A 14489-nucleotide genomic window follows, 5' to 3' on the forward strand; every position below is an offset into this window, starting at 1 on the left:
ATGAGCCATGAATGCTGTGACTCATCACGAAGTTAATAAATTTAAAATAAAGTATTTTCTATACAATAAATGTTAAAATTTTCGTTTCTTGATGTATGTTAAGGTGATCATTAATATGGTTTTCTATTTTTGAAATTCTTAAATTTAAAGTTTTAAAACAATTTTCTAAACAAATAAACAATATGAAAAAACTTAGTGTAATCGCATTAGTAGGAATTGGATTGCTTGCAGCATCATGTAATAAAGATAAATCAGCGGGTACTACGGCTACGGCTACAGAACAGAAAGTAGCTGAGAGCAAAGGTGAAGTTTTACCGGTAGATGTTGCTGCTTCTGTAGTAAACTGGAAAGCTTTTCACAAAGGAGGTATGGCACCTCGTTGGGGAACACTTAACGTAAAGTCTGGAGATCTTAGCATTGAAGGAGGTCAGTTGGCTGCCGGAAATTTTGTGATCGATATGAATTCTATTAAAGTGGATCCGGCTTCAGTAACGGAGAAAGATAAAAAGCCGGCAGATCTTGAAGCTCACTTAAAAAATCCTGATTTCTTTGATACGGCAAAGAATCCCACTTCAGATTTTAAAATCACCAGTGTAACAGATTTAAAAGATGCACCTAAAGATGCTGTTGCAGGAGCCAACAAAACAGTAAGCGGAAACCTTACCTTATCAGGAAAAACAGTTAATGTAACTTTCCCTGCTAAAGTAGATGTAACAGAAACTTCAGCATCTGTGAATGCTAAATTTACGGTAAACAGAGCAGATTGGGGGCTTAAATTCGGGACTTCAGAAGCAGATCCTGCAGAATGGATGATCAGCAAAGACATTGAGATCTCTGTTGATGTGAAAGCTAAAAAATAATTGTTAGATACAATACAAATAGGGAGAGCTGCTTTTTTATAAAAGCAGCTTTTTTTATGGTGGCTGAAGATCTCCCAATTCATTACTTTTGCACCCATGATCTACATTCTACTCATCACAAGCCTGATCACTTTCATCATTTTTGGCTGGGACAAAAGACTTTCCATTAAACATAAAAGAAGAATTCCTGAAAGTACACTTTTAGGATTTACATTTCTTGGTGGGACAGTCGGAGCCATTTTAGGAATGCTCATTTTGAGGCACAAAATTTCTAAAAAATCTTTTTTGCTGAAATTGGGCGGAATTATTTTAATTCAGGTCGTATGTATTTATTTTTTAGAAAAATATTCGTGAGATTAATCATTTAAACCTAATGGTAGATTCTTAATCTTCAATTTAAATGGAATTCTAAAATCTTCAATTTTAAAGCTTTAACAGGGTAAACTGGTGAACGTGCTCATTATGAATTTGTTAATTAATTTATATTCTTGCTTATTATTCATTAGAAATCACTATTTTTGCACCCGTAAAAATCATTCATGCAAAACATTAGAAATATTGCGATTATCGCACACGTTGACCACGGGAAGACGACTTTGGTTGACAAGATTATTCATGCTACAAACATTTTCAGAGAAAATCAGGAAAGTGGAGAATTAATAATGGATAATAACGATCTTGAAAGAGAAAGAGGTATTACCATTCTATCTAAAAATATTTCTGTTACTTATAAAGACGTTAAGATTAACGTAATCGATACTCCCGGTCACGCCGATTTCGGTGGGGAAGTAGAGAGAGTTTTAAAAATGGCGGATGGAGTTATTTTGTTGGTAGATGCCTTTGAAGGGCCAATGCCTCAGACAAGATTCGTACTTCAGAAAGCATTGGAATTAGGACTTAGACCATTAGTGGTAATCAATAAAGTAGATAAACCAAACTGTCGTCCTGAAGAAGTTCATGACCAGGTATTTGATTTATTCTTCAACCTTGAGGCTACTGAAGAGCAGCTTGACTTCCCAACATTCTACGGTTCTTCCAAGCAAGGTTGGTTCAACACTTCATTAGAGCAGACAGAAGATATTTTCCCATTATTAGATGGTATCCTACAATATGTTCCTGAACCTAAAGTAGAGGAAGGAAACTTACAGATGCAAATCGTTTCTCTTGACTTTTCTTCTTTCTTAGGAAGAATTGCAATCGGAAAAGTGATCAGAGGAGAGATCAAAGAATCTCAGTGGATTGGTTTAGCTCAGGCAGACGGTAAGGTATTGAAAGGAAAAGTAAAAGAACTTTACGTTTTTGAAGGGTTAGGTAAGAAAAAAGTTACAGAAGTAAAAGCAGGTGATATCTGTGCTGTTGTAGGTTTTGACGCTTTCCAGATCGGTGATTCATTCGTAGATCTTGAAAACCCTGAACCATTGCCAAGAACTGCAATTGATGAGCCTACATTGAACATGACGTTCTCTATCAACAATTCACCTTTCTTCGGTAAAGACGGTAAATATGTTACTTCTAACCACCTGAAAGAAAGATTAACAAAAGAATTAGAGAAAAACTTAGCATTAAGAGTTGAACAAACTGATGATGCTAACACTTTCTTAGTATTCGGTAGAGGTATTCTTCACTTATCAGTTTTGATCGAAACAATGAGAAGAGAAGGGTATGAAATGACAATTGGTCAGCCGCAGGTTATCCTTAGAGAAATCGACGGAGAAAAATGTGAGCCTTATGAATCTTTAGTAGTAGACGTTCCTGAAGAATTTGCTTCAAGAGTAATCGACTTGGCTACTCAGAGAAAAGGTGACCTTCACATTATGGAAACTAAAGGAGAAATGCAGCATATGGAATTCGAAATTCCTTCAAGAGGTTTGATCGGATTGCGTTCTCAAATGTTGACCGCTACTGCTGGTGAAGCTATTATGGCTCACCGTTTCACAGAATACAAGCCTTTCAAAGGTGCTATTCCTGGAAGAAGCAATGGTGTACTGATCAGCAAAACTCAAGGTCCTGCTACAGAATATTCTATCGCTAAACTACAGGATAGAGGTAAGTTCTATGTAGATCCGGGTGAGGAAATCTATGCAGGTATGATCATCGGTGAACAAAACAAGCCAGGTGACTTGGTCGTAAACATCGTTGAAGCAAAGCAATTGAACAACATGAGAGCTTCAGGTAAAGATAAAGATACAGGTGTTGCACCGAAAATCTTATTCTCTCTTGAAGAATGTATGGAATATATTCAGGGTGATGAAGCGATTGAGGTGACTCCAAACTTCATCAGAATGAGAAAGAAAGTACTTTCTGAAGAAGAAAGAAAAAGAATGGACAGATCTGCGAAAGCATAAGAAATTCTTACATATAAGAAAAGCCTCGAATTTTTCGGGGCTTTTTTATTATACTATGTCTTAAAATGTTTATTTTGGCATAATAATCTCTTAGAAAAAATAAAATTTAAAGTAGTTTGCAGACGATGAGAATGAATATCATAAAGCTTACTGTTTTAGCCGGAGTTTTTGCATCATATGCCAGTTGCTCCGTCCAGAACAATACCGTAAAAGCAGCCCCGACAAAAAATACAGCAAAGCCCAATACCAATATATCAAAACCTAAAGAACCGGTTGCCGTAGTAAAACCCGGAACACCAGTTCCTCCGGCGGATGAAAACTTCAGAACCGTTCTTCCCGAAGTTAAAAGAGAATTCCGTGGAGCCTGGATTGCCAGTGTAGCCAATATCAACTGGCCGTCAAGAAATAATTTAACCGTTGATCAGCAGAAAGCAGAAGCCATTAGCATGCTCGATATGCTGAAAGACAATAATTTCAACGCAGCCATCTTCCAGATCAGACCTTCTGCGGATGCTTTATATACGAGTAACATTGAACCCTGGTCATACTTTCTGACTGGGCAGACCGGATCTGCTCCTTATCCAAATTATGACCCCCTTCAGTTTTGGATTGAAGAAGCGCATAAGAGAGGCCTGGAACTGCATGTATGGTTAAATCCTTACCGTGCTCACCATTCAAACGGAGGAGCTGTTAATAGCCTTTCTATGGCGAGCAAGCTGTCCGATATCGTGATTAAATTAAAGAACGGAATGTACTGGTTCGATCCCGCTAATCCAAAAACGCAGGGCCACGTTTCCAATGTTGTAAAAGATATTGTGAAAAGATATGATATCGATGCCGTTCATTTTGATGACTATTTCTATCCTTACGCCACGTACAACAGAGGTGCGGATTTTCCGGATAATGCCAGCTGGAATGAGTATCTGAGAAGTGGTGGAACCTTGTCCAGAGCAGACTGGAGAAGAGACAACGTGAATAAATTCGTGGAAAGGATTTATAAAGAGATTCATGCAGAAAAAAATTATGTACGATTTGGAATCAGCCCGTTTGGAATCTGGAAACCAGGATATCCTGAAGGAATCGTAGGTTCATCTCAGTATGACGAATTGTATGCTGATGCTAAATTATGGCTGAATAAAGGATGGGTAGATTATTTCTCACCACAGCTATACTGGCCGATTGACTCAAAAGGGCAGGGTTTTGAAGCTTTACTGAACTGGTGGAAATCTGAAAATACAATGAACCGTCACCTGTGGCCGGGACTGAATACCGTTGAGATCAAAGTATCAGATCGACCTACGGAAATTAAAAATCAGATTGAAGTTTCAAGACAGATCTTAAAGAATGATGCCGGAGAAATCCACTGGAGCATTGCTGGCCTTACAAAAAATGCCAATATGCTTCCTGTCCTGAAAAACGGACCTTACAAAGAAAAAGCACTGATCCCGAAAACATCCTGGATCAAAGCCATTCCATTGCAGACCCCTACCATTTTTGTGACAGACAGCGGAAGTTCAGCCAGAACAAGCTGGAGCACTAAAAACATAGGTGATGTATTTCAATGGGTACTTTTCACCCAGTATAACGGAGTTTGGGAAACAGAAATCCTTACTTTAGACACCCTTTCAAAAGATATCCCAAAATTTAAAGACGGCAAGAAACTCAACGCAGTAGCTATAAAAGCAGTGGACAGACTCGGAAATGAGAGCGATTATATGGCGAAGAAGATAAAGTAAAGGGCTGAAAGGGAAGAAGGAGGCTGGAAGTTAGTATTAGCCTTGTCATAACTCCCGATTATTAATTTAATTCAGCAGCCTGGAAAAAACGAATAAAAACCTTTTACGTTTAATAAAACCAGAATACAACCAGTTCAAAAAAGAACTGGTTTTTCTTTTAAATAAAATATTCAGTCAACAGCATGAAATCTTATGGGAGATAAAGCCCTTATATCTTAAAGCATCCGAATCAGAAAATAATTTGCGCGCTAGCATTCACCAAAAACTGATCTTTTTGAACTGTTTTTTCTTTAAATAGCACCTTAGTTAGCGGCATGAAATTTTATCGAAGATAAAATCCTTGCGCCTTAAAACAGTCGAATCAGAAAATAATTTGCGCCCTTGCGTTAACCCAAAAAGACAAACCAATTCAAGAAATGAGATCAATTTATTTTAGAATAACTATAAATTAAACATTTAATTATCTTTAAATCAATAACTTAAAAACAGTCTAGAATTTATTGAGAGAAAAAAGAAACAGGGGCGGAACCATTTTTGCATTATTATTTCCATAATCACAAAAAAATACCATTATGAATACCAACAGACTTTCCGCGACTATTGAAAAAGCATTAAGTGATCAGATGAACAAAGAGATTCACGCGTCACATATTTTTCTATCGTATGGAATATGGGCAGATGACAAAGGTTATCAGGGAATTGCCAACTTCCTTTACAGACACTCGCAGGAAGAAAGAAACCATTCCATCAAATTCATGGAATATGTACTGAACAGAGGCGGAAAACCGAAAGTGGATACCATTCCGGCTCCTCCGGCCGATCCGGACTCTTTAACGGCCTGTTTCGATGGAGTCTTTAAGCATGAAGTAGACAATACAACTGCCATTTATAAAATTGTAGATATGGCGTTAGAAGAAAAAGACTGGGCAACCTGGAATTTTATGCAGTGGTTTGTTCAGGAACAGATCGAAGAAGAAACATTGGCGGCCAACCTGATCGATAAATTAAAAATTGCAGGGGGAGACAGAGCTACAGATGAATCATTATTTACTTTAGATAAAGCATTACAGAATGCCCCGAATGACGTTCCTCTGGCTCAGGAAGCGACCGGGGAGAATCCATAAAAACCAATTGGTGAACTAAAATTATTAAAAATCTGTCAGAATTACTGGCAGATTTTTTTATTATGAATCTCCCCATAAATTCACTACCTTTGCAGGCTGAAAGTTCAATGGTCCGGAGTTGATAAAGGAAAGCCTTTATATACAAGACCCTAAACCTTGAACTTAAATCGTATCATTGAACATTAAACTTTGAATTTTACAATATGAAATGTGGAATTGTAGGCCTTCCGAATGTAGGTAAATCAACTCTTTTTAACTGCTTAAGCAACGCTAAAGCGCAGTCTGCGAACTATCCTTTCTGTACCATAGAACCGAACTTAGGAACGGTATCGGTACCGGATCAGAGATTATTCGAGCTTGAGAAATTAGTTAATCCGGAGAGAGTACTGCCTGCGGTAGTTGAAATCGTTGACATTGCAGGTCTTGTAAAAGGGGCGAGCAAAGGAGAAGGATTGGGAAACCAGTTCCTGGCGAATATCCGCGAGTGTGAAGCGATTATCCACGTTTTAAGATGTTTTGACAATGGTAATATCATCCACGTTGAAGGTTCTGTAGATCCGATGAGAGATAAAGAGATCATCGACATCGAGTTACAGCTGAAAGACCTTGAAACGGTAGGAAAAGCAGTTGAAAAAGCTAAAAAATTCATCAAGTCTGGAAAGAAAGACGATATCCTTGTATACGAAACCCTTCAAAACTTAGAGAAGTTCATTGAAGATGGAAAGAATGCAAGAGAATTTCCTGTTAACGACTTAACGCAGCCTATCATTGATGATATCCAGCTTTTAACGAAAAAGCCGGTATTGTATGTATGCAACGTAGACGAAAATTCTATCAAAAACGGAAACGAATGGATAGAGAAAATCGAAACGATGGCTAAAAATGAAGGCGCAGAAGTTGTTGTTTTGGCAGCACAGATCGAGGCAGATATCAATGAACTTGAAACATTTGAGGAAAGAGAGATTTTCCTTGAAGAATTGGGTCTTGAAGAGCCTGGAGTAAACCGTTTGATCAGAAAAGCTTACGACTTACTGAAGCTTCAGACGTATTTTACAGCGGGTGTAAAAGAAGTAAGAGCATGGACAATTGGTCAGGGATGGACAGCTCCACAGGCTGCCGGAGTGATCCACACAGACTTCGAAAAAGGTTTCATCCGTGCAGAAGTAATCAAGTACAATGATTATTTAACGTACGGTTCTGAGGTGAAAATTAAAGAAGCCGGAAAATTATCTGTAGAAGGTAAAGAATATATCGTTCAGGATGGTGACATCATGCACTTTAGATTCAACGTATAAGAATATATTAAAGTTAGTTATAAATGAAAAACGCTTCCACGCAATATGGGAAGCGTTTTTTGCATAAAAAAACCACCCTGCAGGAGAGTGGCTTCTTAAACATATTTCTTGATATTAGAATAAACGTTCGATAGGATCTATGATGATCAGTTGACACTGCTGTTCAGCGCATCCTCTTCCGTATTTTCTGCATTCTCCTGTAAAAGGATCAATGCACATTTCCTTTCCGCCAACGATTGTTCTTAATTCTCTTTTGTTTAGTTTTTTTCCGTTGCTCAAATTTTGATTTTTCATAGTCTTTGATTTATTTTAATTAGTTTTTGTAGATTGCTGTTACAATGAATTATGGTTCAAAAACCGGATCAGGTTGAGGTCTGCATTGTTTTTGAGCACAACCTATAGAAATTTTTGAACAGGCTCTGGGATCACCAGGTGGAAAAGGCTCGCATGGAAATTCTGTACAAAGAATTGGTTCCATACAGTTTATCATACCTCCGGAAATAGTTTTTAGCTCTTTTTTACTTAGCTTTTTCCCGCTTTTTAAAATTAGATTTTTCATAGTTTTCAATTGACTTAATTTGTGATTAATTCTAAACTAAAGGTTGTGGTCTGCATTCTTTTTGTGCACATACTTTTGAGATAATCGTACATCCGTTTGGCTCTGAAGAAGGTTCACATGGTTGAACCGGGCAAAGAACAGGTGCCGCACAGTTCAGTAGACCTCCTGCAATAGTTTTTAATTGATTTTTAGTTAGTTTTTTCCCTCCTTTTAAAAATAGGCTTTTCATTGTTTTGATTTTTAGTGTGTTAGTTGAAAACTAAGATATGAAAAATATTCACATATATCACTTGGTGAAGAAAAAATATTCTAAAATTATATTAATGACTGGAAAATATAAAAAAACCGTTCAGGTTGTGAACGGTTCTTTTTAATTTCTTATAATGGATCTATTATAGGTCTGCATTGCAATTGTGCACAGCCTATTGATATTTTTCTGCAGCCTCCGGTCATCGGATCAATGCAGTCCATTAATCCTCCGGTAATGCTTCTTAGCTGCTTTTTGTTCAGTTTTTTTCCTTTCGGTAAGTCTTGATTTTTCATTGTTTTGATTTTTAGTGTGTTAGTTAAAACTAAGGTATGAAAAATCTGAATATATATCACTTGATAAGGAATATATTTTACACAGTTAAGAAAATACTGCTGATGAACGATGTGTGTTCTGCGGTACCCGTTTTTTGCTTAAGGAAGGTCCGGACGGCATTGAGGATCGGCGCAGCCTGTTGAAAAAATCCGGCACTGATTGGTTTTTGGATCACGGCACATCATCAATCCACCGGTAATACTTCTCAATTCTTTCTTGTTTAATTTTTTTCCGTTTGCTAAATTTTGATTTTTCATAATAATATAGGTTGTTGTTTAGTTCAGCCAAGGTATAAAAAATACTTATTGAATGGTATTTTAAAATTTCAGCTGTATTTTATTTTCATATAACGGCAACTTTGTATATTTGAATTTTACAAATCGTTAGCTATGGAAAAGATCGCTCATGCATCCCTTGAAGACTTTTATAAAGAAATGACCGCCAAGCTGGGGAAAGACCTTGAAAGTATTTTTCCAAAAGGGCTTGGTAAAGATATCGGACACTTTAATGTATTTGATATCAGGCAGACCATAGAAAAGGTGAAAATGACTTCGGAAATGCCATATAACCGGCGTAAGTACTATAAAATCAGTTTGATCAGAGGCCGGAACAGGGCAGAGTATGCAGATAAGATTGTTGCGATTAAGAAAAATGCATTGCTGTTCGCCACTCCAAAGGTTCCGTATCACTGGGTTCCTGAAGATCCTGATCAGTCGGGGAGTTTCTGTGTATTTACAGAAGATTTTTTCATTAAGGCACAGTCACGGTTTTCATTGGAAGAACTGCCTATCTTTCAGCCCGGAAACATCCCGTTATTTGAAATTGAAGATGAACTGGCAGATGAAATAGAAGTGCTTTTCGGGAAGATAAAAAATGAAATAGATTCAGATTATGTATTCAAATATGATCTGATCAGAAACTACGTTCTGGAACTCATTCATTACGGGCAGAAACTGCAGCCTGCGGCAAAATTATCAGCTTCCAATGATGCTTCATTACGGGTAGTTTCATTGTTTATTGAGCTTTTGGAAAGACAGTTTCCTATTGAATCCTCAGAACAGAGGCTGCAATTGAAAACAGCGAAAGATTATGCAGACCGTCTGGCTGTACATGTGAATTATTTAAATAAAAAATTAAAAGAAAGCACCGGAAAAACCACCACTGAATTTATTGCAGACCGGATGGTTCAGGAAGCTAAAATCCTTTTAAGACAGACCAAATGGAATGTCTCTGAGATCTCCTATGCATTGGGTTTTGAAGAAATAGCCCACTTTTCCAACTTCTTCAAAAGAAAAACATCTTTCACACCGATGGAATTTCGTTCATGATTTGAATTTTGCAAATTTCAGATTGATTCGGGCAACCGTATCCTCTGCAAAATTGCCCAACTTTGTACCATTAAATAGTAAAACAAATCATATAAAAGATGAATACAAAAACAAAAATTGCATTAATCACTGGAGGAAGCCGCGGATTGGGTAAAAATGCAGCCCTAAAAATTGCTCAGAAAGGACTAGACGTTATTATTACGTATAAAAACAGTAAAGAAGAGGCGGATGCTGTTGTAAACGAAATCAAAGCTTTGGGTCAAAAAGCCATCGCTTATCAGCTGGACACGAGAGATGTGAAAAGCTTTGATGCATTTGTCAAAAACATCACCGATCACCTGGAAACAGAAACGGGAAACTCAAACATCGATTTCCTGATCAACAATGCGGGAACGGCTTTATACGCTCCAATCACAGAAACTACGGAAGAGCAGCTTGATGATATCGTTAATGTACACTTTAAAGGGGTTTTCTTTCTGACACAGAAAATGCTTCCTTTCATCAATGATGGCGGTGGAATTGTAAATATTTCATCAGGACTGGCAAGATTTGCTCTTCCGGGATCATCCGTTTACGGTGCTATGAAAGCGGGTGTTGAGATGCTGACCAAATACATGGCCAAAGAATTAGGCTCGCGTAAAATCAAAGCCAATGTGATTGCGCCGGGAGCCATTGAAACTGATTTCGGAGGCGGAAGAACCAGAGACGATCAGAATGTAAACTCAATGATTTCCAATATTACTGCTTTAGGCAGAGCCGGACTTCCGGATGATATCGGCGGGGTAGTTGCTTTTCTTTGTACTGAAGATGCTGGCTGGATTACCGGACAGAGAATCGAAGCTTCAGGAGGAATGTTTTTATAGAAGACCTATTCAAATAAAATCAAAAGGTATAACCAGTTCTGAAAAGGGCTGGTTATATTTTTTATTACTGAGAGAACGGATAAAGAAGTTTTTTAACAAATTTACCTACCTTTAATATCAATAATAAACTTCACTGCTATGATTAAAGAATTTTTTGACCAGTTTCCCTATATTCTTGTAGGGCTCGAAGTTCTTTATCTCGTCGGGATTATTTTTCTGGCGGGGAAAATTATCATGGATACCAAAAATACAAGTAAAACCCTGGCTTATCTCATGCTGATCATCTTTCTTCCGGTGTTGGGAATTATTATCTACTTTGTCTTTGGGGTGAATTACCGGAAAAATAAGTTTTATACTTTTAAAATAGAGCGGAACGAGCAGGTTTATCAGGTTGTAAGTACGTATATCAGAGAAACACACCATAAAACGCTGGAAAATCATAGGGAAGATATAGACCAGTTTCTCACGACTGTTAATTTTCTGTATAATGCCGGGCATTCTCCTTTGTCACAGGGAAATTATGCAGAAGTGCTGATTAACGGTGAAGGTAAATTTGAAAAGGTTTTTGAGGTTCTTGAAAAAGCGGTTCATCACATTCATCTGGAATACTATATTTATGATAATGACAATATCGGGAACAGACTTGCGGATTTGCTGATCCGAAAGGCAGGAGAAGGCGTGATTGTCCGTTTTTTGTATGATGATATGGGCAGTGGAAAAATAGGAAAAAAGCTTCTGAAAAGGTTGAAAGAAGGTGGAGTACAGGTGTCTCCCGTTAATAAAATCACATTCAGACTTCTCGCGAACCGGGTCAATTACAGAGATCACCGAAAGATCATTATTGTAGATGGGGCGGAAGTTTTTACAGGCGGAATCAATGTTTCGGATAAATATATTAATCCTAATCCCAAGCAATATTGGAGGGATGTTCATTTGTACATGAAAGGAGATGCGGCTTTTTATTTTCAGTTTTTGTTTTTCAGCAACTGGATTTTTGCCACGGAAAAAATTCCTGAGATTTCCCAACTCTATTTTACAAAAAACGAAGGTCAAGGAACTTCATTAATTCAGACGGCTGCCAGCGGACCGGATACCAAACCTTCCATTATGCTGAGTACAACTTCAGCCGTACTTTCTGCGAAAAAACGGATCTATATCGTTACACCTTACTTTATTCCGGTTGAAACGGTATTAAATGCCATTAAACAGGCCGCACTTTCCGGGGTTGATGTAAGACTGATGGTTCCCAAATCAGGTGATTCCGTCATCGTAAACGCAGCAGCCTATTCTTATTATGAAGAACTTTTAGAGAATGATGTTAGGATTTTCTTTTACAAAAAAGGCTTTATTCATGCGAAAACAATGCTCATAGATGATCAGTTTTCTTCAGTAGGTACCGCGAATATGGACGTGCGAAGCCAGGAACTGAATTTCGAGGTGAATGCATTGGTTTTTGATCAAAAGATCAACGGGAAACTTCAGGACATCTTTCATGAAGATATGAATGACTGCGAAGAAATCTCCCTTGAATCCTGGATAAAAAGGCCAAAATCCAAAGTGTTCTTTGAGCATCTGGCCAGACTACTTTCTCCGCTGATATAATTTTAAAGCCTGGAAAGGTTTTCTATTGCTCTTTCCAGCGTTTCCTGTTTTTTCGCGAAACATAATCTGATGACGTGATCATTTCTTTTGTTTTTATAAAATGATGAGAAAGGAACACTGGCTACTTTATGATTGATTGTCAATTCAGAAGCGAAATCAAAATCATTTTTATCGGAAATTTTATCGTAGGTAAGTGCCTGGAAATAGGTTCCCTCACAGTCCAACAGCCCGAAAGAAGTCCCCGCAAGTCCCTGTCTCAGAAAATCTCTCTTTTCCTGGAAGAATGAATTTAAGTGATTGTAATGATCGTCATTTTTCATGTACTCTGCCAATGCAAGCTGGATCGGCGTATTTACACAGAAAACATTGAACTGATGCACCTTTCTGAACTCGTCGGTAAGGTTTTTAGGCGCTGCACAATATCCGGTTTTCCAGCCTGTAACATGGAATAGTTTCCCAAAAGATGCGACAAGAAGGCTTCTTTCTTTAAGTTCAGGATACTTACAGATGCTTAAATGCTGCTTTCCGTCAAATACAATATTTTCATACACCTCGTCACTCAGAATAAGGATGGGAGTATCTTTTACGATGGCAACGAGTTCCTGCAGGTCGCTTTCCTTTAAGATCTTTTCGGAAGGGTTATTCGGATTGTTGAGAATGATCATTTTCGTTTTATCGCTCACGAGACCTTTTACCGTATTCCAGTCGATCTCATAATCCGGAGCTTTCATTTCAAAACGTTTTACAATACCTCCGAAAAGTTCTACAGTAGGCTCATAACAGTCATAAGCCGGCTCAAAAATAATGACTTCATCATCCTTTTTTACAAACGTGGCAATTGCTGTGAAAATAGCCTGTGTACCTCCTGCGGTAACCGTTATTTCAGAATCCGGGTGATAAATCGCTTGATGACTGTTCTCAATTTTTCTGGCGATTTCTTCCTTTAACGGCATCATTCCACCCAGCGGAGCATATTGGTTGAAACCCTTTTTAATGAAATGGTCTACATGGTCCAGCAGTTCAGCATCCGGCATGAAATCCGGAAATCCCTGAGAAAGGTTGATGGCCTCATTTTCGTTGGCGAGCTGTGTCATCTGGCTGAAAATGGTAGTTCCTACATTAGAAAGCTTAGATAAAGGAAGTTGTATCATGAAGATCAATTTTGTTGATCCGAATTTAATTTATTTTTTGCAACCATGAAACAGAAGAACGCAAAAAAGGCCGCTTCTTTCGAAACAGCCAGTTATTTATTTTGCTTTATTTTAAAACAGGATCATAGATTCCACTCTGTTGTTGACATAGCCAAGGATTCCCCAGAACATCACGGTAGAGCCTCCCCATCCGGAAAGAGAAACTAAATGTTTTCTGAAAAACTTTTTGTCATACAGGTGTTCCACCATATAAATGTGCTGTCTTTTATAACATCCGATTTTATTATTCCAGTTGTCAAAAAACCAGAAGCCCAGCGTTGGGGTAAATGGAGACATGACATATTTGTTGGAACCATAGGGGATAATGTCATCATAAACCCTCAGCCATCCCGGACTGAATGCTCCGAAAAAAGTCTGATACTGCTGCTTTTCAAATGCATAATAGCTGTCAGGCAGTTGTTCTCCGGCTTCAGCCATTTGAACTAAACCGTTCACTTCTGCGTATTTCTGTATGGATTCATTAAATGCTTTTGTTTCACGGAATTTCAGACCGTTCTGTTCGCCATACTGGAGGTACTTTTCTTCTGAAGAAAAAGTCCTTACCGTAATAAGTGCAGACTGATTGATTGGGTTTTTCACCAGAGAAGCTACAGGATATTTATTTTCCAAATCAGCGATGGGGTCAACCTGCTGTCCGTCAGAGAAATATTCGACTCTTATTTTATCAATGTCAATGCCGTCCTGGGCAAATTCTTCCCTGACTCCCGGTGGTGGAGGTGGCAGGTTAGACAAATCTGTTTTGCTAAAAGTTGTTGGCGCAACGCCTGTAGATTCTTCAAGTTGTTCGTTGTTGTCGCGGCATCCTGATAAAAAGAAAAGTCCGGCTGACAATCCTAAGATAGCCATGTTTTTGAGTTTCATATTAGTAAAGTTTTTATGGTTGGTCGTTTTTTTTGGAAGATGAGAAAGCCCGGAAGCTTTTGGACATCATTCCGTATTTTAGTTTTGAATAAAATTAACAGCTTTTAAAACTCCCTGTTGTG

Annotated in this window: 16 protein-coding genes; 9 read left to right on the forward strand and 7 right to left on the reverse strand. The window is 38.0% G+C overall.

What is annotated here, in order from left to right; translation table 11 throughout:
- The first annotated feature begins 182 nt into the window (after positions 1-182).
- The 6 genes from BUA72_RS23900 (at position 183) to ychF (ending at position 7360) form a co-directional block, all read left to right on the forward strand.
- Entirely contained in the window at positions 183-860 is a 678-nt protein-coding gene (locus BUA72_RS23900; RefSeq protein WP_072925826.1) for a YceI family protein, read from the forward strand.
- A 96-nt stretch (positions 861-956) separates the two neighbouring features.
- On the forward strand, positions 957-1214 hold the full coding sequence (locus BUA72_RS23905; protein ID WP_072925828.1) for a DUF1294 domain-containing protein: 258 nt from the start codon (positions 957-959) through the stop codon (positions 1212-1214).
- A 185-nt stretch (positions 1215-1399) separates the two neighbouring features.
- On the forward strand, positions 1400-3205 hold the full coding sequence (typA, locus tag BUA72_RS23910; protein WP_047456424.1) for a translational GTPase TypA: 1806 nt from the start codon (positions 1400-1402) through the stop codon (positions 3203-3205).
- A gap of 125 nt (positions 3206-3330) precedes the next feature.
- Positions 3331-4941, forward strand: coding sequence for a glycoside hydrolase family 10-like protein (locus tag BUA72_RS23915; RefSeq protein ID WP_072925830.1), 1611 nt, complete (start codon positions 3331-3333; stop codon positions 4939-4941).
- A gap of 572 nt (positions 4942-5513) precedes the next feature.
- Positions 5514-6065, forward strand: coding sequence for a ferritin (locus BUA72_RS23920; protein WP_072925833.1), 552 nt, complete (start codon positions 5514-5516; stop codon positions 6063-6065).
- Positions 6066-6268: 203 nt separating this feature from the next.
- Positions 6269-7360 carry a redox-regulated ATPase YchF gene (gene ychF / locus BUA72_RS23925; protein WP_034725191.1) on the forward strand — a complete coding sequence of 364 codons (1092 nt, stop codon included), beginning with the start codon at positions 6269-6271 and terminating at the stop codon, positions 7358-7360.
- Between the two features lie 114 nt (positions 7361-7474).
- Here ychF and BUA72_RS23930 read toward each other — a convergent pair whose 3' ends face one another.
- From BUA72_RS23930 to BUA72_RS24300, 5 genes are all read right to left on the reverse strand, one after another.
- Positions 7475-7654, reverse strand: a complete 180-nt coding sequence (locus tag BUA72_RS23930; RefSeq protein ID WP_047456416.1) for a hypothetical protein — start codon at positions 7652-7654, stop codon at positions 7475-7477.
- Positions 7655-7703: 49 nt separating this feature from the next.
- Entirely contained in the window at positions 7704-7919 is a 216-nt protein-coding gene (locus BUA72_RS23935; RefSeq protein WP_047456414.1) for a bacteriocin, read from the reverse strand.
- Between the two features lie 31 nt (positions 7920-7950).
- Positions 7951-8148 carry a hypothetical protein gene (locus tag BUA72_RS23940; RefSeq protein ID WP_072925835.1) on the reverse strand — a complete coding sequence of 66 codons (198 nt, stop codon included), beginning with the start codon at positions 8146-8148 and terminating at the stop codon, positions 7951-7953.
- Positions 8149-8297: 149 nt separating this feature from the next.
- Positions 8298-8462, reverse strand: a complete 165-nt coding sequence (locus tag BUA72_RS24295) for a bacteriocin (protein ID WP_139259675.1) — start codon at positions 8460-8462, stop codon at positions 8298-8300.
- Positions 8463-8600: 138 nt separating this feature from the next.
- Positions 8601-8759, reverse strand: a complete 159-nt coding sequence (locus BUA72_RS24300; RefSeq protein WP_139259676.1) for a bacteriocin — start codon at positions 8757-8759, stop codon at positions 8601-8603.
- A gap of 132 nt (positions 8760-8891) precedes the next feature.
- On the opposite strand from BUA72_RS24300, the gene BUA72_RS23945 reads away from it, so the two are divergent.
- The 3 genes from BUA72_RS23945 to cls all read left to right on the forward strand — a co-directional run bounded on the left by BUA72_RS23945 (position 8892) and on the right by cls (position 12295).
- On the forward strand, positions 8892-9830 hold the full coding sequence (locus tag BUA72_RS23945; protein ID WP_072925838.1) for a helix-turn-helix domain-containing protein: 939 nt from the start codon (positions 8892-8894) through the stop codon (positions 9828-9830).
- 98 nt (positions 9831-9928) lie between these two features.
- On the forward strand, positions 9929-10693 hold the full coding sequence (locus BUA72_RS23950) for an SDR family NAD(P)-dependent oxidoreductase (RefSeq protein ID WP_072925840.1): 765 nt from the start codon (positions 9929-9931) through the stop codon (positions 10691-10693).
- Positions 10694-10831: 138 nt separating this feature from the next.
- Positions 10832-12295, forward strand: coding sequence for a cardiolipin synthase (gene cls / locus BUA72_RS23955; RefSeq protein ID WP_072925843.1), 1464 nt, complete (start codon positions 10832-10834; stop codon positions 12293-12295).
- A 2-nt stretch (positions 12296-12297) separates the two neighbouring features.
- Here cls and BUA72_RS23960 read toward each other — a convergent pair whose 3' ends face one another.
- Together BUA72_RS23960 and BUA72_RS23965 are read right to left on the reverse strand one after the other, a co-directional pair.
- Positions 12298-13446 (reverse strand): methionine aminotransferase, encoded by a 1149-nt coding sequence (locus tag BUA72_RS23960; RefSeq protein WP_072925845.1) that lies wholly within the window; start codon positions 13444-13446, stop codon positions 12298-12300.
- Positions 13447-13557: 111 nt separating this feature from the next.
- Entirely contained in the window at positions 13558-14367 is an 810-nt protein-coding gene (locus BUA72_RS23965; protein ID WP_072925847.1) for a hypothetical protein, read from the reverse strand.
- Positions 14368-14489: the final 122 nt, after the last annotated feature.

It is taken from the genome of Chryseobacterium sp. OV279, assembly GCF_900128945.1.
Classification (GTDB): domain Bacteria; phylum Bacteroidota; class Bacteroidia; order Flavobacteriales; family Weeksellaceae; genus Chryseobacterium.

Coding starts and splice junctions, on each gene's coding strand:
- BUA72_RS23915 (WP_072925830.1), top strand. CDS start 3,331: ATGAGAATGAATATCATAAAGCTTACTGTTTTAGCCGGAGTTTTTGCA.
- BUA72_RS24300 (WP_139259676.1), bottom strand. CDS start 8,759: ATGAAAAATCAAAATTTAGCAAACGGAAAAAAATTAAACAAGAAAGAA.
- BUA72_RS23905 (WP_072925828.1), top strand. CDS start 957: ATGATCTACATTCTACTCATCACAAGCCTGATCACTTTCATCATTTTT.
- BUA72_RS23945 (WP_072925838.1), top strand. CDS start 8,892: ATGGAAAAGATCGCTCATGCATCCCTTGAAGACTTTTATAAAGAAATG.
- BUA72_RS23935 (WP_047456414.1), bottom strand. CDS start 7,919: ATGAAAAATCTAATTTTAAAAAGCGGGAAAAAGCTAAGTAAAAAAGAG.
- BUA72_RS24295 (WP_139259675.1), bottom strand. CDS start 8,462: ATGAAAAATCAAGACTTACCGAAAGGAAAAAAACTGAACAAAAAGCAG.
- cls (WP_072925843.1), top strand. CDS start 10,832: ATGATTAAAGAATTTTTTGACCAGTTTCCCTATATTCTTGTAGGGCTC.
- BUA72_RS23950 (WP_072925840.1), top strand. CDS start 9,929: ATGAATACAAAAACAAAAATTGCATTAATCACTGGAGGAAGCCGCGGA.
- BUA72_RS23920 (WP_072925833.1), top strand. CDS start 5,514: ATGAATACCAACAGACTTTCCGCGACTATTGAAAAAGCATTAAGTGAT.
- typA (WP_047456424.1), top strand. CDS start 1,400: ATGCAAAACATTAGAAATATTGCGATTATCGCACACGTTGACCACGGG.
- BUA72_RS23940 (WP_072925835.1), bottom strand. CDS start 8,148: ATGAAAAGCCTATTTTTAAAAGGAGGGAAAAAACTAACTAAAAATCAA.
- BUA72_RS23930 (WP_047456416.1), bottom strand. CDS start 7,654: ATGAAAAATCAAAATTTGAGCAACGGAAAAAAACTAAACAAAAGAGAA.
- ychF (WP_034725191.1), top strand. CDS start 6,269: ATGAAATGTGGAATTGTAGGCCTTCCGAATGTAGGTAAATCAACTCTT.
- BUA72_RS23960 (WP_072925845.1), bottom strand. CDS start 13,446: ATGATACAACTTCCTTTATCTAAGCTTTCTAATGTAGGAACTACCATT.
- BUA72_RS23900 (WP_072925826.1), top strand. CDS start 183: ATGAAAAAACTTAGTGTAATCGCATTAGTAGGAATTGGATTGCTTGCA.
- BUA72_RS23965 (WP_072925847.1), bottom strand. CDS start 14,367: ATGAAACTCAAAAACATGGCTATCTTAGGATTGTCAGCCGGACTTTTC.